Source organism: Curvibacter gracilis ATCC BAA-807, assembly GCF_000518645.1.
GTDB lineage: Bacteria > Pseudomonadota > Gammaproteobacteria > Burkholderiales > Burkholderiaceae_C > Curvibacter > Curvibacter gracilis.
This window is the reverse complement of record NZ_JADZ01000010.1, coordinates 67,031-89,604: the sequence shown is the minus strand read 5'-3', so window position 1 is coordinate 89,604 and position 22,574 is coordinate 67,031. Positions and strand designations below refer to the sequence as shown.

20 protein-coding genes and 1 pseudogene are annotated in these 22,574 nt (G+C 64.3%); 2 read left to right on the top strand and 19 right to left on the bottom strand.

Annotation, left to right across the window (positions count from 1 at the left end):
* Positions 1–240: 240 nt before the first annotated feature.
* Positions 241–546 carry an Imm50 family immunity protein gene (locus L880_RS34870; protein WP_084461094.1) on the bottom strand — a complete coding sequence of 102 codons (306 nt, stop codon included), beginning with the start codon at positions 544–546 and terminating at the stop codon, positions 241–243.
* Positions 547–669: 123 nt separating this feature from the next.
* On the opposite strand from L880_RS34870, the pseudogene L880_RS36295 reads away from it, so the two are divergent.
* Positions 670–924, top strand: a pseudogene (locus tag L880_RS36295) (transposase); the annotation flags it as partial.
* A gap of 152 nt (positions 925–1,076) precedes the next feature.
* Here L880_RS36295 and L880_RS35505 read toward each other — a convergent pair.
* From L880_RS35505 to L880_RS0107080, 14 genes are all read right to left on the bottom strand, one after another.
* Entirely contained in the window at positions 1,077–1,724 is a 648-nt protein-coding gene (locus L880_RS35505) for a hypothetical protein (protein WP_157462666.1), read from the bottom strand.
* Entirely contained in the window at positions 1,721–6,208 is a 4,488-nt protein-coding gene (locus tag L880_RS0107145) for an RHS repeat-associated core domain-containing protein (protein WP_027475085.1), read from the bottom strand. Before L880_RS0107145 ends, L880_RS35505 begins: the two co-directional genes overlap by 4 nt.
* Positions 6,201–6,998 (bottom strand): hypothetical protein, encoded by a 798-nt coding sequence (locus L880_RS34290; RefSeq protein WP_157462664.1) that lies wholly within the window; start codon positions 6,996–6,998, stop codon positions 6,201–6,203. Before L880_RS34290 ends, L880_RS0107145 begins: the two co-directional genes overlap by 8 nt.
* Positions 6,999–7,336: 338 nt before the next feature.
* Complete coding sequence (locus tag L880_RS0107135; RefSeq protein WP_027475083.1) at positions 7,337–8,422, bottom strand: DUF2169 domain-containing protein; 1,086 nt, start codon at positions 8,420–8,422, stop codon at positions 7,337–7,339.
* A 7-nt stretch (positions 8,423–8,429) separates the two neighbouring features.
* On the bottom strand, positions 8,430–9,848 hold the full coding sequence (locus L880_RS36010) for a hypothetical protein (RefSeq protein ID WP_169737731.1): 1,419 nt from the start codon (positions 9,846–9,848) through the stop codon (positions 8,430–8,432).
* Positions 9,849–9,858: 10 nt separating this feature from the next.
* Positions 9,859–10,326, bottom strand: coding sequence for a hypothetical protein (locus L880_RS35500; protein WP_157462662.1), 468 nt, complete (start codon positions 10,324–10,326; stop codon positions 9,859–9,861).
* Positions 10,327–10,462: 136 nt separating this feature from the next.
* Positions 10,463–11,479 carry a UDP-glucose 4-epimerase GalE gene (galE, locus tag L880_RS0107115; RefSeq protein ID WP_027475080.1) on the bottom strand — a complete coding sequence of 339 codons (1,017 nt, stop codon included), beginning with the start codon at positions 11,477–11,479 and terminating at the stop codon, positions 10,463–10,465.
* 53 nt (positions 11,480–11,532) lie between these two features.
* Positions 11,533–11,874, bottom strand: a complete 342-nt coding sequence (locus L880_RS31855) for a hotdog family protein (RefSeq protein WP_051443131.1) — start codon at positions 11,872–11,874, stop codon at positions 11,533–11,535.
* Positions 11,874–12,692, bottom strand: a complete 819-nt coding sequence (locus L880_RS0107105; RefSeq protein ID WP_027475079.1) for an SDR family oxidoreductase — start codon at positions 12,690–12,692, stop codon at positions 11,874–11,876. Before L880_RS0107105 ends, L880_RS31855 begins: the two co-directional genes overlap by 1 nt.
* A gap of 7 nt (positions 12,693–12,699) precedes the next feature.
* The gene (locus tag L880_RS0107100) at positions 12,700–13,710 is read right to left on the bottom strand and encodes a tripartite tricarboxylate transporter substrate binding protein (protein ID WP_027475078.1); all 1,011 of its coding nucleotides are present in this window, start codon (positions 13,708–13,710) and stop codon (positions 12,700–12,702) included.
* A 37-nt stretch (positions 13,711–13,747) separates the two neighbouring features.
* On the bottom strand, positions 13,748–14,242 hold the full coding sequence (locus tag L880_RS0107095; RefSeq protein ID WP_027475077.1) for a PaaI family thioesterase: 495 nt from the start codon (positions 14,240–14,242) through the stop codon (positions 13,748–13,750).
* Positions 14,239–15,753 carry a class I adenylate-forming enzyme family protein gene (locus tag L880_RS0107090; RefSeq protein WP_027475076.1) on the bottom strand — a complete coding sequence of 505 codons (1,515 nt, stop codon included), beginning with the start codon at positions 15,751–15,753 and terminating at the stop codon, positions 14,239–14,241. The genes L880_RS0107095 and L880_RS0107090 overlap by 4 nt, the downstream gene beginning before the upstream one ends.
* 164 nt (positions 15,754–15,917) lie before the next feature.
* On the bottom strand, positions 15,918–16,649 hold the full coding sequence (locus L880_RS0107085; RefSeq protein WP_027475075.1) for an LrgB family protein: 732 nt from the start codon (positions 16,647–16,649) through the stop codon (positions 15,918–15,920).
* The gene (locus tag L880_RS0107080; protein WP_019572794.1) at positions 16,639–16,998 is read right to left on the bottom strand and encodes a CidA/LrgA family protein; all 360 of its coding nucleotides are present in this window, start codon (positions 16,996–16,998) and stop codon (positions 16,639–16,641) included. Before L880_RS0107080 ends, L880_RS0107085 begins: the two co-directional genes overlap by 11 nt.
* Positions 16,999–17,317: 319 nt before the next feature.
* Between L880_RS0107080 and L880_RS0107075 the strand changes: the two genes are divergently transcribed.
* Positions 17,318–18,400, top strand: coding sequence for an ABC transporter substrate-binding protein (locus tag L880_RS0107075; RefSeq protein ID WP_027475074.1), 1,083 nt, complete (start codon positions 17,318–17,320; stop codon positions 18,398–18,400).
* 407 nt (positions 18,401–18,807) lie between these two features.
* Here the strand turns inward: L880_RS0107075 and L880_RS34855 are convergent, their stop codons facing one another.
* From L880_RS34855 to L880_RS35495, 4 genes are all read right to left on the bottom strand, one after another.
* Positions 18,808–19,602, bottom strand: coding sequence for a TOBE domain-containing protein (locus L880_RS34855; RefSeq protein ID WP_027475073.1), 795 nt, complete (start codon positions 19,600–19,602; stop codon positions 18,808–18,810).
* Positions 19,603–19,737: 135 nt separating this feature from the next.
* On the bottom strand, positions 19,738–20,775 hold the full coding sequence (locus L880_RS31850; protein ID WP_043328808.1) for an LLM class flavin-dependent oxidoreductase: 1,038 nt from the start codon (positions 20,773–20,775) through the stop codon (positions 19,738–19,740).
* 145 nt (positions 20,776–20,920) lie between these two features.
* Positions 20,921–21,610 (bottom strand): globin family protein, encoded by a 690-nt coding sequence (locus L880_RS31845; RefSeq protein WP_027475072.1) that lies wholly within the window; start codon positions 21,608–21,610, stop codon positions 20,921–20,923.
* 300 nt (positions 21,611–21,910) lie between these two features.
* Positions 21,911–22,105 carry a hypothetical protein gene (locus L880_RS35495; RefSeq protein ID WP_157462660.1) on the bottom strand — a complete coding sequence of 65 codons (195 nt, stop codon included), beginning with the start codon at positions 22,103–22,105 and terminating at the stop codon, positions 21,911–21,913.
* Positions 22,106–22,574: the final 469 nt, after the last annotated feature.

Sequence of the window (22,574 nt, the reverse complement as noted above, 5' to 3'; positions counted from 1 at the left end):
CAGGACGTCGTAGCGGTAGTGGGTGGTTTGGGTGACGCCGTGGCGGGTGACCTGGGCGCTGGCCAATTTAATGCCATAGATTTCTTAGCCGTGGATGGCTATTTCCTACGCTTACTAGAACGGCGCAATGGGGTGGCAATTCGGGCAAATCGTTTCCATACAATCAGGGTAGATTCAAGTATGCAGAGACATTATTGATGCGGACAGATGGGGCAACAAAACTCGCCGCTGAGGCACCCGTCATTTCAAAACAAAACAAAGCGCCTTTTTTTCAATGCAAACATTACAAACATTTCCACTCGAAAACTTTTCAATACGAACCTCAACCAGAGGGAAGAGAGATATTTCAAGTTGAACGGTGTTAAAACCCCTCCATTTCCTCGGAGGAGAATTAGGAAAATCTCTCAAGTCGAAAATAACATTGGCGCACGGCCCATTCCAATTTAAATTTATCTGATGGATGTTAATATTTTCAAACTTCGGCAAGGCCCCGTATAGACCAATAAGAAATGCATCATTTTCCATCAATCCAGAAATAGAGCTCATATTCAATCCATAAATTTTATAATTTAAGGCTGTACTAGAAAAATAGCCAGATGGATTATTCTCAATAGGGCGAATATTAAGATTTGCTAACGCGACTTACTTCTTAATGTCTGCAGAGCAGTTATGCTCTGCGCCACCATGGCCCGACGTCCTGCTAGCAAAGGTCTGTGGCAGGATCTACAGCCTCTGATTCCAGCCTTTGCTCCATCCAAAAAGGGAGCCCCGCGCAAACTCATGATCAGCGATGAGGCTGACCTCAATAGAATCCTATTTGTACTTGAAACAAGTACCCCGTGGGAAGACTTGACCCTATTCATGGGTTTCGGCATTGGAATGACATGCTGGCGTCGCCTGTGCGATTGACGGGCCGTTGGGGTGTGAAAGCAATTGCACCATATGATGCTGATTCACCTTCGTCCAAATGACCAAATCGATTAGGAACGACCCAATCATCATCGGCTCTCGGTTCGTTGGCCGGTCGGGCGAGTCGGTCTGATCTTGTCGATATCCATATAAGCCGATCTAAGGTACTAAACAACTGCATGAGGAAAGTTTTTCATCACGCATGTCACCAACTCTTGAATTGCTGGGTCGTTTTTAAATTTTTTCGATGCGTTAAAGAAAGAAATATAATCCTTAAGGAGTCGAGCGCCGTGGGTGTTGCCATTTTTCGCAAGTTCACCACTGGAAACCTCATAATCAGTGGAGATGCCGACAAGAAAGAATTTCTTCTTTCTCTTCGGCCTCCTTAGCTTGGAGAACCTTACATCAAGAAATCCATTTATAATCATTGAGCCATAATTAAATGATTCATCCACAAGAAGTTCAACTGAATTAATTTCGAAATGATTTTCGAATTTATCCTTCAACTTCTTTAACGCATTACACATCTTATCTGCACCAAAAAAGTCAATGCCGTTTGAAATGAACTCCCCATTGTGAAAATAGTTTTTCACATTTGCATAAACTCTCGTGTTTTGAAGTCTGAAGGTTTTTTCGTATAAACAAAAAAAATCATCTCCTGTCATTTCGAATGAATTTTTCAATAACTCCTCGATAGTGAAGTCTTTTATTTTTAATAAATTTGGGTTTGCAATATATTTTTCCTTTAGAAATATATACAATATGTCGCTTATTGATGCCTGAAGCAAAGGTGAAGAGATGATAGATTTTCTCATCGTACAGGTACTCCCTTGTTTGCAAGTTCACGTACTTGCTCCATCTCTACGGCTCTAGCAGTTCCAGGAAATTTATCGATTCCGCCTTGTGCTTGCTTATTGATTTTAGAATAATTTCTGGACTTACTAAAAAAATCCACAACACATCTGCAAACTTTCCTCTGCTGAGATTCAGGCAGATTTTTGGTTGCAGCATCAATCGGTTTAGTTGAAAGGCCAGTACCATCTTGTGTTGGCACGATTCCAATATGTCCCCCAGAATTGGGCAAGCCTGGCCCTTGTATATTGACGTGCACTCCACGCGCCAAAGTATCATTGGATGCTGTATTACTCATGGATACCTCATATCCGGCCAAGCCAAAAGGATCAATCCACTTGAGTGAATTGGGCCCATATTGAAATACATTGATCCCTCCCCACAACCCAATCGGATCCTGAGAAACAAACCTCCCAACCACCGGATCGTAATACCGATACCGGTTGTAATGCAGCCCCGTCTCGGCGTCAAACTGCTGTCCCTGAAACCGAAACGGCTGCTCCAGCGCTGGCATCTGCGCCGGCCCTTCTGAGCGCAGTTCCATTCGATCCGTCCACCCATCTGTCCCCGTCCTCATGCCCTGCCAGACCTTGGCCTCTCCCCACACCTTGTATTCCGCCGCCCAGGCGATGCGCCCTTGGGCGTCTGTCAACTCCAGCGGAGCGCCAATCTGGTCGCACTGGTACCAAAACGTCTGGCCTTGCTGCACGGTGGCCAAAGGCACAAAGCTGTTGGGCTCGTAGATGAACAACGCGGCTTGCTGGCTGGCACGCTGGCTTTGCACCATCAGGTCGCCATCCCACAGGTAGTGGGTGCTGCCGAAGGCATCGGCCTTGCTGATGCGCCGACCCAGGGCGTCGTAGCGGTAGTGGGTGGTCTGGGTGACGCCGTGGCGGCTGACCTGGGTGCAGATCAGTTGATGGGCCGCGTCCCAGCCCAAGCGGGTGTCGCTGTGTTGCTGACGGCTCTGGTTGCCCTGGATGCGGCGGGTGAGGTTGCCATGCGGGTCGTACTCAAATTGCAGGTCTTGGTAGAAGCGCAGCCGGTTGTCGGGCACCCACTGGCGGGGGCGCGAGGCCTGGGGGGCCCCTGATTCGTTCGACGAGGGTGGGCTCAGGATGTTGCTGGCGGGGTCGAACACAAAGCGTTCGGGCGCGAATGCGGTGTTGCTGGCCGTGGGCAGGGCCGCCAGTATGCGGCCGGTGGGGTCGTACTCAAAAGATTGACCGCCGCGCAGGCTGTCTTGGCGCTGTCGGAGTTGGCCGGCGCCGTCGTAGGCGTAGCGGCGCTCCAGCACTGCACGGCCCCGTTGGGCACCCAGGTTGCCCAGGCTGGCCTGGTGGCGGGTGAGGCGCCCCATGGGGTCGTGGTCGTAGCGGCTGCTGAGCGCGCCCTGGCTGCGTTGCACCTCCCGGTGCAGGGCGTCGCGCTCCATATCGGTGATGGTCTCGAAAGCAGAGGGCTCGCCAGGCTTGGCAGCAGGCGTCTCCAGATTGATCTGGTGCAGGTGCCCCGAGCCGTAGTACAGCCGGTTGAGTGCACGGCCATCGGGCAGCACGGTGCGGATGCGGTTGCCCAGGGGGTCGTAGCTGTGGCTGAGGCTGCGTTGCAGAGGCAGGGGGCCGTGCAGCCGTTGGGTTTCGCTGAGCAATTGGCCCATGGGGTCGTAGGCCAGGGTGATCTGGGCAGCGGCGTTGCTGGCATCGATGAGGCGGCCCAGGGGGTCGTAGCGGTAGCGGCTGCTGGCGGGGAACGGCGCGCCGGTGTCCGGCGACGATGCCGATGGTGGCCCGTCTTCATTGACCTCGCCCTCATGGCGCTTGGCCGTGAGGCGGCCCAGGGCGTCGCGCTCGAAGTGGGTGAGCTTGCCTGGGCCCAGATCGCTGCCGCCGGCTTCGATCAGGTGGGTCAGCTCGCCCGCGGCGTTGTAGACGTAGCGCTGGTGGCGCCCATCAAACCCGATTTCGTCGGTGACGCGGTCGAGCACGTCGTAGCGGAACTGGTGGTAGGCACCGTTCTCGTTTTGCAGGGCCACCAGACGAGAGGCGCGGTCGTAGCGGTACTTGAGGGTGTGGCCCAGGGCGCCGGTGCGCATGACGAGCTGGCCGCGCAGGTTGTAGGCGTAACGGGTCTGGGCCCCGAGTGGGTCGGTGTGGCTCAGCAGTTGGCCGGCGGCGCTGTAGCGGTAGCGGTGTACGCCGCCGTCGGGCTCGGTGAGCTGCACCAGTCGGTTGAGCACGTCGTACTGGTACCGGGTGCTCTGGCCCAGGCTGTCGCGGCGCTCCACCAGGCGGCCCAGGTCATCGTGGTGAAACTGGCTTGTCTGACCCGAGCAGTCGGTGAACTGCGAGAGCAGGCCGCGCGCGTCCCACTGCAGGGTTTGGGTGCCGCCCCGGGCATCGGTGATCTGCACGGGCAGGCCTCGGGCGTTGTAGGCGTAGCGGGTGCTCTGCTGCAGCGGGTCGATCTGCTCGGTCAGGTGACCCAGCTCGTCGTAGTGGCGCAGCCACTGGCCGCCTGCCGCGTCAGTCACCCGCACGGGCAGGTCGAGTGCGTTGTATTCGGTGCGGGTGGCATGGCCAGCGGCATCGATGAGGCTCACCAGGTTGCCTCGGGCATCGTGCTGGTAGCGGGTGCTTCGGCCCAAGGCGTCTTGCACGCCCCGCGGGTTGCCGTTGGCGTCGGTGGGGGTCAGGGTGCGCTGGCCTGCGGCATCGGTGCTGGCAATGATGTCTTCGCGGGCGTCGTACTCGTAGACGGTGGCCCGCCCCAGCACGTCGGTGACGGTGGTGCGGCGAAGCTGGGGCTGGTAGCTGAAGCGGTCGTCCAGCGTGCCGTCCTGCGCCCAGGATCGCTGCACCTTGCCACCGGGGTGGTAGTGGTCGTAGCTGGCCTCAAAAGTGCCCCCTTCCAGCGTGGTGTAGCCGGTCAGTACATGGTTTTGCCAGCGGTAGTGGCGGCTGTGGCCTGCGGCGTCGGTGGCTTCGACCAGGTCTTGATCTTGATAGCGGTAGCGCACCAGCAGCCGAGGCTGGGCGCCAGGCCTGGCTTGCAGGCTGATCTCTTGCAGATGGGCGGCCGCGGTCCAGCTCAGGTGCAGCACGCGGCCCTGGGTGTCGCGCAGTTGGTAGGGCCGGTGGGGGGTGAACAGATCTGGAGGGGCTGCCGGGTAAAGCAGCTCAAACCCCTGGCCATCGCGGTCCACCAGGCCGCGCAGGGGCAGTCGCCATTGCGCTGGGTGGTGCCTGACGAAGTACAGCGCCAGGCCGCTCTTCTGGCGCACGACCCAGGTCGTGGGATCAAGCCGTTGCAGGGTGAATTGCTCATAGGCATCCCAATGGGTCTGGCCGACCTCCAGCCAGGGCAGGGGAACGGTGCGGGCACGCTCGTCCAGCAACTGCAGGCCCTGGGCACCCAGCAGCAATTCGACGGACACCGGCAACATCCAGCCCTGGCCCAACCAGCCGTCGTGCTGCAAGCCTGAGCGGTAATACCGTTGCCAGGTGATGGGCACGCTGTGGTTGAGTTCGAAGTCGAGCTCGGTGAGGGTCTTCTCGCCAGTGGCGACGATGACAGGGCCCTTGGTGGCGCAGGCGCAATGGCTTTTGCGGCCCCCGCCCGACGTGCCCACCACCACCTCTTTCACCGAGTTGCCCCAGGCATTGATCTTGGGCGCCAGTTTGCCGCCGGCCTTGCCCAACAGGCTCATCACCAGTGCGGTGCCTGCGGCGGCCATCCATTGCTCCAAGCGGGCGCTGGCTTCGGCCAACTGGGCGGGTGTCATGGGCTCGGTCCAGGCCGCCACCAGGTCTTTCAATTGGAGGAGTCTGGGGCCCAGGTTCTCGACCAAGGTGACCAGGCGGTCGGCCCCCAGAAAGGCACTGGCCACCCAGCCCACGCCAGGCACCGCGTTGAGGGCCAACAGGCCCAAGGTGATGGCCAGATTGAGCGCGCCCTCCGGGGAGAGCATCTGCTCCATCACGGCCTGGGCGTTGGCCGCGCCGGCCTTGGCCAGGCCTTCGGCACTGACACCCTCGATGACCTTCTGGCCGTTCTCGATGGCGCTTCTTGCGACGGAGGGCAGCGGCGACCAGACGGTGGCGGTGCCGGTCTTGACACCGTGCATCACCGCGTGGTGGCCCTCGATGTGGAATTGCTTGTCGTACTCGAGGGGGCGGTTGCCGTGGTGCTGCACCTGGGTGAACAGGCTGCGCATCACGTTGAAATCGTGGCGGCCGTTGTCGATGACGCTGTGGTTGTGGGCCAGGGCGGTGCCGTTGTGGGTGACGGTGGCGGCCGGGTTGGCGATGACGCTGCTGTCGTTGCTGTGGGTGGACAAGCCCGGCTCGCCCTTGGGCTTGAGGTGCACCGGGTCGACGTTCTGATCGATGGTGCCGATCTGGCTTTGCGAGATGACCAGCAGCTGATGGGTGCTCAGCTCAGCCATGGCTGGGTGCTCCTGGGGCCCATCGCGCGGCGCGCCGGGGTGAGCGCTCCATCACCACCGCCGCGGTGCTCTGGTCCATGCCCAAGCTCCAGGTCAGTGCGGCATTCACCCGTTCGATATGACGGGCCTCTTTTTCGGCCAGCATGGCCCACATCAAGGGCAAGGCGGCAGCGCCGGTCTGCCCTAACTGTTCAGCGATGCGCAGAACGCTGGCGTCCTGGGTACACCCGGCCAACGCACGCTGCTGCAGCCGCAATTCATCCATGACGCGCCAGCCCGAGCCATCCATGTCGCTGGCCAGATGGCTGAGGTGCTCGGCTTTCAGGCCAGCCTGAGAAAGAGCCTGCTCGACTGCGGTGTTGAGGGCCTGGCCATCGCCTTCGATGGCGCTGGGCCAGCGTGGACTGGGGTTGTCCTGTAAGCCAGGGCGGTGAAGTACGAACCCACCCGGGGGTAGGTGCTGAACACTGGCGCAAGGCCGCAGCACCAGGCAGGCAGCGGCTTCACCGGCCACAAAGCCCTGCGTGCCCTGAGCCGCGCCATGGCTCAGGATCAAGCCTTCGCGAGCGGCCTTGTCCAGCACGGAAGGCTCAGCCCACGAATCGACGGCGGCGATGACAATGTGCTGCAGGTGAGGATCGGTTTCAAGCTCGGCATAAGCTCTTCGCAAGGCATGGGCGGCGCCACCGCTGCCCTGCAGCGCTGTGCAGCCCTGCCGACGCCCCAGCAAGGGCCAGATCGGGTGCGCCGCCAAGGTCTGTTCGGCGGCACGCTCGAGGCGCCGGGACATGTCGGCGTCGACCCAACAGGGCAGTATCAGCAGGCAAAGCAGGTGGCTTTGCCGCACTGGCGGCCGCTCAGGCAGGGGCAGACGCTCCAAAGCCTCAGCCAGGGCCGACTGCAGAAGCGGTTGCAGTCGCTGAGCGCCCTGCTCCTGCCCGATGCCCAGCGCATGCCGGCAGGGGGCACATGTCAGGGGCTCGGCACTGAGTTCGGGCAAGTGCTGCAACTGGAAGCCGCTCAAACCTCCCAACAGCGAGGAAAGGGTCTGCCCTGCCGAATGGCCAAGGGCGGTCACTGCTCCCCAACTCTGCAGCGCGAGAAGCGGGCGGGCGTTGTAAGACGAGGTCATCGTTTACTCTGGGCAAAGGGAGGGCGGCTTGCAGCCCGGCGGACACTCAGGTGAAACTGGCCCAACCGGGCAGGCCCAACCCCTTGCAGAACCGCAGTGCGCCAGGTGATGCTGTAGCGGCGCAGCGTTGGTTCGATCAACAAGGTATCGGGCACCAGATCGATGGCTGGAGGGCGGAGCCCGCTTTGGGATTGCACTTGCAGACTGAAGCCCAGGTCGGGCCAGGCGAATGTGTCGAGCCCGCGGCTGGACAGATTGAGCAACCTGACAGGCGTGCCGGGGGCAGGCACGGTGCCCAGTTGCAACGCAGACGCTGCCAGGTTGTAAAAGCGCGGGTCGAAATCCTGGGGCGGGCGCGGGGCACGCAGCTGCCGCCAAACCTCATCACAGGCCCCTACGTGGCGCTGGCGGTGAGGCGCATCGCTGGGCCAATGGTTCCACCCTGCAGGCGTGGGCCGATCCTTGGGGGTTCGGATCGGTGCCCTGGGGTCTTCCAACCAAGGCAGAAGGCTCAGACGGGTCTGCTCTTCAGGAGGCCCCTTGACCGCCAAGAATATTTGCGGGCCGCGTTCGGGATTCATTTGCCCCCCGAACGAGAACGCAGCATGCATGGGCACGCTGGCCACCCTGCCCAGGGGCTCGATGCGCCAGCCCAGCAACGTGGCAGGGCGCCAACAACGCGGAGCGTGGGCATGGATCAGCCATTGCTGCTCGTCAATCCACAAGCCTGCTTCAAACAAGCGGCAAGCGCGCCCGCCAGGCGCATGGCAATGGCCGGCGACCAGCACGTCCAGCGCAGGCTTGGGCAGACCGTAGTCGGCCCCCACCCAATCCACCCAGTCGTCGGCCTTGCGCGCAGCCTCCAGCAGGCGTTGTTGCAGCGGGTCCAGCGCCAGATCGCCCAAACGACAGCGCTGAGCGCGCCGATACAAGGGTGCTGCCTGTGCGGGCGGGGCAGGCAGTTGGCTATCGAATAACCAGGTCGCCTTCACGATCACCAACTGCACCTCGCGCCCCTGTGCATCCACCATCTGCATCATGTCGGCCACAAACGGCGTGTTGTTCTGAAGCTCCATGGTCATGGGGGTATCAGTGCGGCGCTGCCGATGGATCGCCGCCTTGGAGCTCACCTGCGAAACCGACCAGCATGGCGCCACCATACTGACGCCGCGCGACCTCTCCGGGATCGATGGAATAAGGGCTTTGGGTGGCATAGGCGCGCTCGAAATAGAGCCATTGCCGCAAGGACTGAGACAGCTCGCCAAACACGGCTGGAAAAGCCTTGACCTGGAGCGCATGGTTCAGCGGCCTACCCGTGCGCATGCGAAGGTTGGCGGCCCGCTGCGCATCGCTGACCCAGGCTGGCAGCGTCCAAGGCGCAGTGTCCGCGCCGTTTTGAAGAGGTACAAAGGCCTGCCTGAAACTCTGCAGTACGAGTTCGCGCAGGGCTTGCTGTCTTGACTCTGTACGGTTCGGCTTCCGGCGCAAGGCGGGGGGCACCTGCCCCAGCAGGAGTAACAGCAAGTCCATCTGGGGTGCGGTCACCGGCCCGGTCTGCGAGGCCATGCGGTGGCAGGCCGCCATCAGGCCCTTGAGATGCCCGCACAGGGCCAGCACACGCCACCCGATCGCCTCCGGCAACGGGCCTTTGCCAGGGCTTGTGTGCAGCCCGTCGCCCGTTGCGACACCCAGCACCAAAACCGACTCAACGGCCCGCGTGGGCTGGTCCAGAGAATGCAGCGCCCAGGCCAGGCTTTGCACAGGCGCATACGGCGAATGAAGCAATTGCTCGCCCACCTGATAGAGACTTCGCTGTCCAGACATGCCCACCCATTGCAAGGCCTGCATCTGCTGGTCCGCAGTGCCTTGCGCCAGCGCATGGCGCACAAAGGCTTCGCTGCGGGCATTGCAAATACCCAGACGTAGCAAGGCCAGGTGCACCGGGGCCAACTGGGGGTTGGCTCGCTGGGCGGCGAGCAAATTGCCTCGGACTTCTTGCACTGTCAGGCGTCCAATCAGCTCAGCAAAGAGGGAGAGACGGGACAATGGCTGTCGGCGCATCAAGGGCAAGATGTGGTCATTGCGCTCTTCGAGCAGGCTGGCTGGCACCGGACAGAACAACAGTGCATCGCGAACATCATCGGGGTGCTCGCCCAGATACGTATCGAACCAAGAAGGCAGATCCTTGCCATGGCACTGAATCGCCAACGCGCAACGCATGAACACACAGGCTGGCAGCAACCCTGCCGTGTGTGCCTCAGCGTCGTCGATGCGTGCCAGCAGCAGCCGTTCGGCCTCTGCAGGGTCCAGGCTCAGGGCCACAATGCAATGTTCAATCTGGGTATCGATGACCTTCAGAGCATTCAGGCTGGCCCCTTGCTCACTCATCACGCGACTGCGCCGCTGGCGGGCGCGCAAGCCCTTGTCCATGATCTGCTCCAGCAGTCCCGGCAGGGGAGGCAGGCGAAATCGTGACAAGGGCACGGGCAAGGGATGGACTGCGTTCATGGCAGGCCGCTCAGTTGATTTCGACTGACGCACCTTCGATTCGATGCGAGCCCAGTGCGGCACTCAGGATGCGGTCGGCCTGGCTGCAAAGTTCGCCCTGCACATCGAGACGGATCGAGGCCTCACCACAACGCAAGACCACGGTGTCCAATGCGCTCAGTTCAAGACGGGTGGCCGAGATCTTCAGGGTACGGCTGCCTGCGTCGTAGTTCAGCATCGGGGCAGATTGAGCGTTCTTCAATGGATACGCAGCGACGATCAAGGCGTGCTGGTGGGGAGGATCAGGCGTGCAATGCAGCACCACCCGTTGCCCTGGCTCGACCCCAGGAACATGCGTTGCCAACCCAGCAGTGAGCAGGCCCAGAGCCGTCTGAACCAGAGCTTGGCTGCCATGGCACTCCAGCACCTCACCCTGGTAGCTCTGAAGCGTTTCTGCGGGTGAAGTTATCAGGCGATTTGAGTGTGCCAATCGGCGCATGGCGAGGGTCCTCCAATGTGATATTCAAAGAATCACATGGATTTTTAATGCCGTTTTTGACTTTTGGCCGGCCCCTGCAGGTAATAGAAAGTCTCAGTTGTGGCGAATGAATTTCAGGCCCAGCCGGTGCTCTCCGCTAAGCCCTCCCCTGCCACCGCCAGGCATCCCGGCACATCTCTGCCAGCCCCAGTTCTGCCTGCCACCCAAGGTGCTGGCGCGCTGCCGACACATCGGCCACCCAACAGGCCGCGTCGCCCGCGCGGCGGGGGGCCCACTGGTGCGGTACGCGGTGGCCGGTGTGCTGCTCGAAGGCCTGAAGCAGTTGCAGCACCGAAATGCCCTGGCCGCGCCCCAGGTTGAGCACGCGGTGGCGGGCCTCTGGCGGTGGCCCCTTCTTCAGCACCTGCAGCACCTGTTGCAGAGCGGCCAGGTGGCCCCGGGCCAGGTCCATCACGTGGATGTAGTCGCGCACGCCGGTGCCGTCGGGCGTGGGGTAGTCGTTGCCGAAGATGCTCAAGGGCGGGCGCTGGCCGGCGGCGGCCTGGGCCATCACGGTGAGCAGGTTCAGCGTCTGGCCGCGGGGTGCTTCGCCCAGAGCGCCGCTGGGGTGGGCGCCAACCGGGTTGAAGCAGCGCAGGCTGAGCACACGCCAATCGGGGTGGCTGGCCGCCACGTCGTGCAGGATCTGCTCGACCATCACCTTGCTGCGGGCCTCGGGGTTCAGCGGGGCCAGGGGGGCGGTCTCGGGCAGGCACTGCAGCGTGGGGTTGCCGTACACGGTAGAAGACGAAGAAAACACCAGCCGCCGCACCCCGGCGCGCTCCATGGCGCGGATCAGGGTGACGGTGCCCGCCACGTTGTTGTCGTGGTAGAGCGCCGGCTGGGCCAGGCTTTCGCCCACGGCCTTGAGGCTGGCCCCATGCAGCACCGCCTGGATGGGGTAGCGGGCAAACAAGCTGTCGAGCAGGGCCGCATCGCGCACATCGCCCTGCACAAACAAAGGCGCCTGGCCCGTGATGTGGGCCAGGCCTTGCAGGGTGGATTCAGGGCTGTTGGCCAGGTTGTCGAGCAGCACACAGGGCAGGCCGGCCTCGGCCAGGGCCACCGCGGTGTGGCTGCTGATGAAGCCGGTGCCACCGGTCAGAAGAAACATGGTTGTGAGGGATTGGCCGCGGGGCCTCTATTGTGGCCAAAGCCAGCCGCCCCTCAGCGTTGCACCGCCCCAACCTGTTGATACCGAAACGTCCCCATGGCCCGGGCCACCGTGCGCTCAGCACTGTCCAGCAGCTCGGCCTCGCAAAAGCACACCGAACGGCCCCCGCCCGTGACCTGAGCCCGGGTCTGCAGCGGCCCCTCCAATGCGGTGCTGAAGACCAGACTCAGGTCGGTCGCGGCCAGCGCCCGGGTCTCGTCATCGAGGCGGGTGCGGGCGGCCTGGCGCAAGGCCTGGTGCAGCAGGCGGCATTGCTGCAGCTCGGCGTCGGCCCTTTCTTCATCGCTTTCTTCATCGCTTTTTTCATCGCTTTCTTCACCCCTGTCTTCATGCATCAACGGGCCCCCCGCGCTGTGGCCTCGGCGGCGGCCGAGAAATCGCGCGGGCCGCTCAGCGACAGGCCCCCATCGACCGGGATGATGGCGCCGGTGATGAAGCTGCCCCAGTCGCTGGCCAGCCATTGGGCCATGAGGGCAATGTCACTCACTTTGCCCAGGCGGCGCAGGGGCACGCGCTGGGCCATCTGGACCAGGGTGTCGGCGGTGGGGGCCAGGCGTTTGAGGCCCTCGGTGTCGGCAATCGGGCCGGGCACGATGGAGTTGACGCGGATGCCCTGCGGCCCCCACTCCATGGCCAGCACCTGGGTCAGCATGTCGACCCCGGCCTTGGCGGCGCAGACATGGGCCTGGTAGGGGGTGGGCGTGAAGGCCTGACTGGCCGAGATCTGGATCACGCAGGCGCCGGGCTGGCGCAAGTGCTCGTGGGCCAGGCGCGCCACATGAAAGCTGCCCATCAGGTCGATGTCGACCACGGTCTTGAAGGCATTGGGCGACATGTCGAGCACCCGCGCCAGAAAATTGCCGGCCGCCCCCGACACCAGCACATCGATGGGGCCAAAGCGCCCAGCCGCCGCCGCCAGGGCCGCGGCCACGGCCTCGGGCTGGCGCACGTCGGCAGCCTGCCCAAAAGCATCGGCACCGGTGGCCTGCAGGGTGGCCACGGCGGCGTCCACCTTGTCGGCCGAGCGGCTGATCAGGCTGATGCGCGCGCCAGACTCGGCAAAAGCCTGTGCAATGCCGAAGTTGATGCCGGAGGAGCCGCCGGCCACAAAGACGTGCCGGCCCTGAAAGTCGAAGGGGTTGTTGTTGCTCATCGGTTCCTCAATCCAGTTTGAAGCCGATCTCGGCCAGCATCTTCTGATCGCGCTCATACTGGGCGCGGGCGTAATCGGCGTACTCCAGGGGGCTGGTGAGCTGAGACAGCATGTCGAAGGCGTCGAGCTGCTTCAGGTAGGCCGGGTCACTGGCGGCCTTGCGAAAGGCCTCGTGCAGGCGCAGCAGCACCTCGGGCGGCAGGCGCTTGGGGGCCACCAGGCCCACCGGCGAGTCGATGGCCACCGGGTAGCCCAGCTCTTTGAGGGTGGGCACCTCGGGGTAGCTTTTGTGGCGCTGCTCCAGAAACACCGCCAGCAGGCGCGCCCGCCCGCCCTGCACCTGGGGGCCGAAGCCCGGGTCGGCGTACACATCGAGGTGGCGCCCGATCAGGGCCTGAAAGGCCTCGGCCCCGCCCTTGAACGACACCATGTTGAACGAGGTGCCCGCGCCCCGCGCCATGCGCTCGGCCGTGATGCGGTTGATGCTGATGGCGCCCACATTGCCCCAGCTGATGGCGCCGGGGCGGGCCTTGGCGTCGGCCATCAGCTCGTTGAAGCTCTTCCAGGGCGCATCGCGCGCCACGCACACCCCGGTGACCAGCCCGAAGAAACCGCCCAGGTAGGTGAAATCCTTGATCGGGTCCCAATTCACCCGCTGCACCAGCGGGGCGCGGATGACCGAGTTGTGCATCACCGCCAGGGTGTAGCCGTCGCCCTCGGCCATTCGGGCCAGGTTGGCCGTGCCCGCCACGCCGCCCGCGCCGGGCTGGTGCATCAGCACCACCGGCTGCCCCAGCTCGCGCGAGGCCGCCTCGGCCAGGGACCGGAACACCGGGTCGAACGAGCCCCCAGGCGGAAACGGCAGCACGAGCTGGATGGGCTTGCTCGGAAAGCGCTCCGCGGCACGGGCCGGCACACCCTGGCCGGCCAGGCCGGCAAGGCCGAGCGCCGACAGGCCGGCCAGGCACTGGCGCCGGTTGGGTCGGTGCCGATTCGAAGGAGGAAGCTTGGGGTTCATGGGTGTCTCCTGGTCTTGTTGTCGAAATCAGGGCGTTTCAGCGCCGCGGCGCTGTGCTGCCAGCCGCTGCCGCAGCTGGTAAGGGCAGCGGCAGGTAGCGGAAGGTGCCCTGCCCCCGCGCCACCACCCGGCCTTCGGCATCGCTCACCACGGCGCGGCAGGTGGCCACCTGCTCGTCACAGGCCAGCAATTCGCCATCGCACACCAGGCTGCCCCGGCCGGGCTCGATGAAGCTCGTGTTCAGGTTCAGGGTGACCGCCGTGCACTGGAAATCCCGGTACGAGACCGCCGCACTGGCCATGGCCACGTCCAGCAGGGTGACCACCACGCCGCCGTGCACGGCGCCGATCACATTGCCCAGCTCTTCGCGGGCGTCGATGGCGAGGCGGGCCTTGCCGCCCTCAGAAAACTCACGCCGCATCTGCAGCCAGGCCATGAAGGGCACCTGGCTGAAGATCTGGCGCGGGTCAGCCCCCACCACCACCTGTGGGCCGGCCGTGGGGGTGGTCGCGTTGGGGAGGGGCGTGTTCATGCGGCCAGCTGCTGGCGCAGCACCGTCTTCAGCACCTTGCCGGCGGCCGACAGCGGCAGCGCCGGCACATGGCTCAGGCCGCGCGGGCATTTGTAGCCGGCCAGGTGTTCGTGGCACCAGTCGCGCAGCACGGGCAGCGGCAGTTGCTCGGGCGTGGCCCCGTCGGCCAGCACCAGCACGGCATGCACCACCTCGCCCCAGTGCGGGTCGGGCCGCCCGATGACGGCGGCCTGCGACACCAGCGGGTGGGTGCGCAGCACGCTCTCGACCTCGGCGCAGTAGATGTTCTCGCCGCCCGAGATGATCATGTCCTTGAGGCGGTCGACGATGTACAGATAGCCCTGCGCATCCATGCGCCCGGCATCGCCCGTGTGCAGCCAGCCGCCGCGCAAGGCCTCGGCACTGGCCTCGGGCAGGCGCCAATAGCCGCGGGTGACCATGGGGCCGCGCACGATGATCTGCCCCACCTGGCCTGCGGGCAGCTCGCGCCCGCTTTCATCAACGATCTGGATCTCGGCCCCCAGGCCGGCACGGCCGACCGAATTCAAACGCCCCTGGGCCAGGGCCGCCGGGTTGCGGTGGTTGTCGGGCAGGTTGATGCAGACCGCGCCAGCGGTTTCGGTCAGGCCATAGGCCTGGAAGAACTCGGCATGCGGCCAGGCCTGCAGGGCCCGCTCCAGCAGGTCGGGCGGCATGGGGGCGGCGCCAAAGGCAATGCGGTTGAGGCTGCGCACGCGCTCAGGTGCAAAGCGCGGGTCGTCCAGCAGCGACTGCAGCATGGTGGGCACCACCACCACATCGCTGATGCCGTGGCGCTCGATGGCCTCCAGCACCGCCGACGGTTTGAAATGCGCCATGGTCACGCAGGTGCCGCCCACCAGGGTCTGGCCCACCAGGCGGCCCAGCCCGGCCACATGGAACAGGGGCGCCACCAGCAGCGAGACCGAATCGGGGGCGTTGTTCAACTCGGCGCCCCGGGTCATCGAGGCGGTCCAGAAATTGGCGTGGCTGAGCATCACCCCCTTGGATCGGCCCGTGATGCCCCCGGTGTACAGGATGGCGGCCAGGGTGTCTCCACCGGCGCGCACATCGGGCAGGGCCTGCAGGCCCTGGGCCTCTTGGGCGAGTTGCTCAAAGTCGATCACGGGCAGCGGCAGCTCGCGCACCAAGCCTGCCAGTGCCTCGTCCACCACCAGCAGGCTGGCCCCGCTGTCGCTGACGGCATAGGCCAGTTCGGGCGGGCTCCAGCGCACGTTCAAGGGGCAGGCCACGGCGCCCAGCCACCAGCAGGCCAACAGAGCCCGCACCAGGCGGTCGTGGTTGGGGGCCAGCAAGGCCACGCGGTCGCCCGCCTTCACGCCGCGCGCCTGCAGGGCCGCCGCGTGCTGGCCCGTGTCGCGCAGCAGCTCGGCAAAGGTATGGGTGCGCACATCGCCGTCGCCGACATGGCGCAGGGCAGGCTTGTCGGGGTGTCGCTGCAGTGATCGGTGCAGGCCTTGGGTCAGGTACACGGTGGTCGCTACTCGGGTGAAGGGTCGATCGGAGGGTGTGAGCGCCAAGCGTAGGCAGGCCCGCACAGCCCGCCAATGGCTGGATTGACCAATGCGCTTGGCGAAAAACGACAAGCCCAGCCCCGCCCCGGCGCCGGGCTCCAACCCTCAGCCCCGGGAGCGCCTCAGCCCGACACCCAGCGCAGCACCACCGGGATCAGCGTGGCCCCCAGGATGCCGTGCAGGCCCATGCCCAGGCTGGCATAGGTGCCGGCGGCCGGGTGCACGCTGAAGGCCCGCGAGGTGCCGATACCGTGCGCGGCCACCCCCAGTGCAAAGCCGCGCTGCCACCACGCCGTGACCCGGCAGGCATTGAGCACATAGCGCCCCAGCACGGCGCCCAGGATGCCGGTGGTGACGGCGAACACCGCCGTCAGCGTGGGCGAGGCCCCGATGCGCTCGGCAATGCCCATGGCAATCGGGGCGGTGACCGATTTGGCGAACATGGCGCGCACCAGGGCCGCATCGGCATGGAGCAAGCTGAGCACACCCACCGCCACGGCGATCGAGCACACCCCGCCCGCCGCCAGCGCCAGCAGCAGCACGCCAAAGCGCCCGCGCAGCGACGACCAGCCCTTGTAGATCGGGATGGCCAGCGACACGGTGGCCGTGCCCAGCAGAAAGTGCACAAACTGCGCCCCCTCGAAGTAGCGCGCATAGGGCATGTCGGCCAGGGTCAGGCCCAGGGCCACCACCAGCAAGGCCAGCAGCACCGGGTTGGCCAAGGGGTTGCGCCGGCTGCGCTCGTAGCAGAACAGCCCGAAGGCATAGGCCCCCAGGGTGAGCAGCAGCGCAAACAGCGGGCTGCCCGCCAGATACACCCAGATCTCGTGGATGGGGGGCAGATCAGGGCGCATGCTCGTCCTCCGGGCTGGGGCGGGCCACAGCCTTGAGCACCAGCGCCGTCACCGCGATGGTGGCCGCCACGCTCAGCACCAGGGCCAGCCCCAGGGCCAGCGCGTTGGCGGCCAGCAAGGGCAGGTACATGATGACGCCCACCGAGGCCGGGATGAACAGCAAGCCCAGGTGCTGCAGGATGCCGCTGCCCACCAGATCGATGCTGGCCGGTACCGAACCGCGCAGGCCCAGGAAGGCCAGCAGCAACACCAGGCCCAGCACCGGCCCGGGGATGAAGGGCAGCGCAAAGCGGCTGCACAACTCACCCAGCGCCTGGAAGGCCAGCAGTTGTAAAAAACCATGGATCACGGGCGCTCCTTGTGGGGTGGGCAGACAGCGCCTTTATAGCGCGCTCACCGGCGGGGCACGCCACGCGAGGCGATCGCTTGCTGATTTTGTAATGTCCTCATTCAGATTCAGTCGTTGGGGCAAAGGCGCCCATTCCATACGCTGCAACCCATCAAGGGGGCGTACATCGGGTCTGCAAGTGAACTTGACTGGCCTGGGCCTGTCGGCCTTCAAGGGCGCGGGCCACCACTTGGTGTGGCGCCACCTGGCGACAGCCCGTGTCATCCCAGGCCACCCATCCCAGGTCGCCCCCATCCGTCTTACCCTTCAAGGACCCCGCATGGATCTTCATCGCAGAGACATCGTCAAATCAGCCCTGGCGTTCGCGGCTGCAGCCCAGGGTGCCGGCGCCTGGGCCCAGTCGCCAGCCCCCGTGACCACCATCCGCCTGGGCGTGGCCCAGCCCGCGATCGGCAACCCACCGGGCTTTTACGGCAGTTCGATCTCGATCGCCCACGCCAAGGGCTGGATCGAGCAGGAGTTCAGCCGCGACAACGTCAAGATCGAGTGGTTCTTCTTCAAGGGGGCCGGGCCGGCCGTGAATGAGGCGCTGGCCAACAAGCAGCTGGACTTTGCCTTCCAGGGCGATTTGCCCGCCATCGTGGCCAAGGCGGCGGGGCTCAAGACCCGGCTGATCCTGGCCACCGGCATCCGCTCCAACATCTACCTGGCGGTGCCGCCGGACTCGCCCATCCAGTCGGTCAAAGACCTGCGCGGCAAACGCGTGGCCATTTTCAAGGGCACCAATGCACAGCTGCCCATCAACCGGCTGCTGGAGGCCAACGGCCTGACCGAGAAAGACCTGCGCGCCCTCAACCTCGACACCGCTGCAGGCAAGGCCGCGCTGGCCAGCAAAGACATCGACGCCTTGTTCGGCGGGCTCGATCTGATCTCGCTGCGGCTCAATGGCACGGCGCGCATCGTGTATTCAAGCAAGGGCGACTCGCCCATCTTCACGCGCCAAGGCCATTTGCTGGTGACGGACGAGTTCGCCACCGCCCAGCCCGCGCTCACGCAACGCCTGGTCAAGGCCGTGGTGCAGACCGCCCGCTGGGCCTCTGACGACCTGAACCGCGACGAGGTGTTCCGCATCTGGGCACGCACCGGCTTCCCCTACGAGGTGTGGAAGGAAGACTACGACGGCGAGCCACTGCGCGTGCGCTTCAACCCGCAGTTCGACCCCTTTCTGGTGGCCCGCTACAAGGACGCGGTCGAGCAGGCCTACAAGTTCAAGCTGACCCGCGCCAAGTTCAATGTCGATGGCTGGATCGACACCCGCTTTCTGCAAGCCGCCTTGACCGAACTGAAGTTGGAGAACTACTGGCCCGTGTACCAGGCCAACGGCAAGATTTCAGGCGTGTGAATGGAGGGGCGCCAGCCACCTCGACTGATTTTGGAAATGCGCTGCCGTTTCCCACCTATGGATATGCAAATGGCTTCGTTCACCGGCAGCCTGGCGGCACAGATACTGAACCCAGGCGCTGAGTATCGAGTTGAAGCAACGCGGTGGTCAGCGCAGCTCCATAGCTCGCGGGGGTGAGCTTCAGTTCGACGAACACATCGTCGGGCTTTTGATCTGGCCGTCAGGTGAATTCATCTGACGGCCACTTTTTTAGGCTGCCGCGCTAGATCTGACAGCGCGCCCCCTGGAGGGTGGCGGCTTCAGGCCTTGGCACAGCCAACCGTGAATCCACTCAGCACGCCCTCAGCGGATGGAGCTTTGGGGCGCCTCTTCTTGGGTGGCGCCATCGAGGTCATGCGCCCCCACCCTCAATCCACCGCCACAGCCACCATCACCGAGTAAGCCTTGAACACCGCCGTGGCGGCCTGGCCTACCTGCAGGGCCAGGGCGTCCACCGCATCGTTGGTGACGCTGGCGGTCAGGTGCATGCCGCCGGGCAGGGTCAGCACCACCAGCGAGGACACGGCGCCGCGCTCCACCCGCGACAGGGTGCCGGCAAACTGGTTGCGCGCCGACAGGGCATAGCCGCCGAAGTCGGTCACCAGCACCACGGCCGACGACTTGATCATCACGATGGCAGCCTTGCCCAGGGCCAGCTTCAGACGCTCGGCCGCCTTGCTGGTCAGGGTGGCCACCACCTCATGGCCGCCTGCGATCTGCACGCAGACCTGGGTGGTGACGGGGCCGCTCTCGATGGCCGTGATGCTGCCGGCGAACTGGTTGCGTGCGGTGGTCTTCATGGAAACGCTCCTTAAAAGCCCGGCGAGTGCCGGTTGCTGGGTGAGCCAGGCCTCTTGCTCGCGCAAGAAGGCGGCTTGTTGGGTTTGCAGATGGCGCCAGGCGGCCAGCAGGCCCAGCGAGGCCGGCGTGAGGCGGGTGCCCCCACCGCCACGCCCGCCCACCACGCGCTCCACCAGGGGTTCGTGCGCCAGCTTGGCAGCACTCTCCAGAATCAGCCAGGCGCCTTTGTAGGTGTAGCCCGCGGCGCGGGCGGCGCGGTTGATCGAGCCCGTGGCGTGCAGGGCCTCCAGCAGCTCAAAAAAACGCCCATCGAGGCGGCCGGCCAGCCTCAGGTCGCCACTGAGCAAGGTTGAATCAGCCATGCACCCCCTCGGTTGCCGCGCCGGCGCAGAGCGCCGGGCATGGCAGGCAGGCAAGGGCAGCAGTGGGCAGGGGCATCGGGTGGCAGGCAAGGCCAGCGAAGGACTCTTGCAAAAACTGTTGCCGTGACAGAGCAATCACTGGGCCAGGCCTTTTTGTCGCATTTCCGACATGAACAGGCCCAGCGCCGCGCGGGCCTGGGCGGGCTCATGGGCGGCGGGCTTGAGCAGCAACAGGTGCGGGCCCAACAAGGCCTGCAGGCGCTGCACCTGGGCCAGGCACTGGGCCGGGTCGCCGATCACGGCGTTGGCCAGAATCACCTCGTCAGACGCGTCAGGCTCGAACATGGGTGGGCGCTTGCCCGGCGCAAACTGCACCCCCATCTCCAACGGGTAGGCGCGCACCCCGGCCAGGCCACGCGCCAGAGCCTGGCCAGGGTCGGCCTCGCAATGAAAGAAGCGCGCGATCGCAAAGCGCAAGTCACCCTGCCGGGCGCGCTGTGCCTGCACCACCTGGGCCACCTGCGCCAGATCGGACGAAGGCGTGGCCATCAGGCCGTCGCCATGCTCAGCGGCCAGTTCGCAAGAGTCAGGGCTGAGGCTGGCCAGCCACACCGGCACCGATCGCTGCAGCGGCTTGGGCTCAAGCCGCAGGCCTCTGACCCGGTAGAAGCGGCCCGCAAAGTCGACGCCGCCCTCGCCGTCCGCCCCGCTCTGTGCGGGGGCCCACAGGCGCCGGATCAGCGCCAGCGCCTCATGCAGATGGGCCCGGGCCTCATCCGCCGAGGCCAGGCCCACCTGGCGGTACTGCTCCGGAAACGGCCCGCCCCGCCCCACGCCAAACTCGATGCGGCCCTGGCTCAGCAAGTCCAGCGTGGCCACCTGCTCGGCGATGCGCACCGGGTCGTTCAAGGGCAGCAGGGCTGCCCCGGTGCCCAGCCGAATCCGCGTGGTCAGCGCCGCAATGTGGCCCAGCAACACCGTGAGGGCGCTGCCGATGGCAAAGCCGTTGTGGTGATGCTCGGCCAGCCAAACCGATTCGTAGCCCTGGACCTCGGCCGCCACGGCCGTGTTCACCAGCTCATGCAAGGCGCCGGCCGGGTCGTGGTGCGGGTCTTCCACGTTGAGGAAAACGCCCAGGCGGGTGAAGCCCGGCGTGAGCGACAAAGACGACATTTGCGACAAAGACAACACAGGCAGACTTTCTGAAATTCAAGCCATGGCAGCCGCCAGGCACGCGCCAACGCGCTACCCGACCCTGGAGGGCGCCAAGAGCAATCAAGCATCGGACACGGCGGCTATTCCGCAAGAACCGCGCCGCTCAGGCATCCAAGGGGGCCGTGTTGAGAAACCAGCTGCGCACCATGTCGTACGGGTAGCGGCTGAGCCCGGCGTGGCGCGCCTGTGGGGCCAGCAGGTGCACCGACAGAGGCTCGGCCCAGTTCCAGTAATCGGCCCGCAGGGCGGGCGCCAGGCCCGCGTCGTCCATGGCGTGCCAAAGCTGCACCAGCCACAGCTCGCGCCCCGGCGGGTCGAGCAGCAGAGGCAGGCCATAGCCGGCCTGCAACCGACTGTGGCGCTGGCTGTAATACAGCGGCCCGCCACAAGACTCGACCACAAAATCGGCCACGCGCTGCGCCACGCAATCAAAACACGGCCCGGCCTGGGCAAAGAGCGGCGTGTTGCGCAGGCGCGCCATGTGCAGGGCCACCAGCCGGCGCAACCCCTGTTCATTGCACAAGGCCAGCAGCCGGTGGGGCGGCTGGGGCAGCTGGGGCAGGCGCTGGTGCAACGAGCCGGCCGGCGGGTCGGGATCGCCCTGCCAGCCCCCACCGCCACGGCCACTGCCAGCCGTGCCAGCCGCCCCCCGTGGCCACACCAGGGTCTGGTAACAGGCACGCGAGCAGGGCAGGTAGCGCGCACTGGGCCCCTCGGCAGCCGCGCCGGGGGTTGCTGGCAGGCCGGTGCGTTCATGGGGCGTGGCGGTGTGTTGGGGTGCGGAGGCGTTCATGGCGTGTCGGCTTTGTCAGGATTGGCACAGGGCTTGTCGCGTTTATGTAGTCAATTACATAGGTTGATGAGGCATTGCAAGCTGTGTGCCTGGCTCCAGCGGCTGGGGTGACAGCACCGCATCACGGCGCCCCGCAGGCCGTCGCCCGAACCCCGATGGAAAGGGCCTGATAGGATGGCCAAGACCGATCGGGTAGGTCTTGGAAGCGCATGAAACAACAGCGGCCCTGATCGGCTGATGCGCGCGCCGGCGCCCTCCTCGGCATCGCCTGTCCTTCCCTGTACCGCCCCTTCTTACACCTCAGGTTTCATCACCACCATGATCACCTGCCCGGCATGCCAATCTCACGAGACCGTTGAAGGTCACTTGCTCCCTTCCGCCGACGATGGCGCCACGAGCTATTTCTACCCGAGCGGGCTCAAGCCTCTGGCGTTCAAATGATCCGTCGCCCTTGAAAATGGGCAGCAGTTCAGGGCCGGCACGGCGTGTGGTCATGTGTGGAGCCGGGTTTCAGCGGAGCAACTCAAGAGGCTCTTGGAGCGGAGTGGGAAAGGCAGTGCTGAGTGATCAGAATGGGTGAACGCTTCTGCTTCGGGCCTGCCAGCAATCTTGGTTGGGGGTCAGAATCCAGCCAATAGTTGACATTCAGTCGACCAACCCAACTGTAGAGTTTTTGATGGCTTTTTCAGATCGTTAGTTGATGAATCACGTACTTCGTAGAACGTTCATTCTTGCGGCATTTATTTCTTTTTGCCTCGCCCTGGTTTTTGGAATAAATGACCCTCAAGGTGAGGAAAATTCTGACTGCATGCATGCTGAAAAATTTTCTAACCCAGGTCCTGCGGGGATGAGCATATCGGGCCACACAACCGTTTGCTCACCCCCAACTGCCTCAATAGCTACCTATGTTTACATACATCCAACAGGGCTTTTGCCGACCTCAAAGAATCTAGTTTTTCGATAT

Bases quoted from the DNA above. Each gene is read 5' to 3' on its own strand.
- L880_RS34870 (WP_084461094.1), bottom strand. From the start codon at position 546: ATGAGCTCTATTTCTGGATTGATGGAAAATGATGCATTTCTTATTGGT.
- L880_RS35505 (WP_157462666.1), bottom strand. From the start codon at position 1,724: ATGAGAAAATCTATCATCTCTTCACCTTTGCTTCAGGCATCAATAAGC.
- L880_RS0107145 (WP_027475085.1), bottom strand. From the start codon at position 6,208: ATGGCTGAGCTGAGCACCCATCAGCTGCTGGTCATCTCGCAAAGCCAG.
- L880_RS34290 (WP_157462664.1), bottom strand. From the start codon at position 6,998: ATGTCCCGGCGCCTCGAGCGTGCCGCCGAACAGACCTTGGCGGCGCAC.
- L880_RS0107135 (WP_027475083.1), bottom strand. From the start codon at position 8,422: ATGACCATGGAGCTTCAGAACAACACGCCGTTTGTGGCCGACATGATG.
- L880_RS36010 (WP_169737731.1), bottom strand. From the start codon at position 9,848: ATGAACGCAGTCCATCCCTTGCCCGTGCCCTTGTCACGATTTCGCCTG.
- L880_RS35500 (WP_157462662.1), bottom strand. From the start codon at position 10,326: ATGCGCCGATTGGCACACTCAAATCGCCTGATAACTTCACCCGCAGAA.
- galE (WP_027475080.1), bottom strand. From the start codon at position 11,479: ATGTTTCTTCTGACCGGTGGCACCGGCTTCATCAGCAGCCACACCGCG.
- L880_RS31855 (WP_051443131.1), bottom strand. From the start codon at position 11,874: ATGCATGAAGACAGGGGTGAAGAAAGCGATGAAAAAAGCGATGAAGAA.
- L880_RS0107105 (WP_027475079.1), bottom strand. From the start codon at position 12,692: ATGAGCAACAACAACCCCTTCGACTTTCAGGGCCGGCACGTCTTTGTG.
- L880_RS0107100 (WP_027475078.1), bottom strand. From the start codon at position 13,710: ATGAACCCCAAGCTTCCTCCTTCGAATCGGCACCGACCCAACCGGCGC.
- L880_RS0107095 (WP_027475077.1), bottom strand. From the start codon at position 14,242: ATGAACACGCCCCTCCCCAACGCGACCACCCCCACGGCCGGCCCACAG.
- L880_RS0107085 (WP_027475075.1), bottom strand. From the start codon at position 16,649: ATGCGCCCTGATCTGCCCCCCATCCACGAGATCTGGGTGTATCTGGCG.
- L880_RS0107075 (WP_027475074.1), top strand. From the start codon at position 17,318: ATGGATCTTCATCGCAGAGACATCGTCAAATCAGCCCTGGCGTTCGCG.
- L880_RS34855 (WP_027475073.1), bottom strand. From the start codon at position 19,602: ATGGCTGATTCAACCTTGCTCAGTGGCGACCTGAGGCTGGCCGGCCGC.
- L880_RS31850 (WP_043328808.1), bottom strand. From the start codon at position 20,775: ATGTCGTCTTTGTCGCTCACGCCGGGCTTCACCCGCCTGGGCGTTTTC.
- L880_RS31845 (WP_027475072.1), bottom strand. From the start codon at position 21,610: ATGAACGCCTCCGCACCCCAACACACCGCCACGCCCCATGAACGCACC.
- L880_RS35495 (WP_157462660.1), bottom strand. From the start codon at position 22,105: ATGACCACACGCCGTGCCGGCCCTGAACTGCTGCCCATTTTCAAGGGC.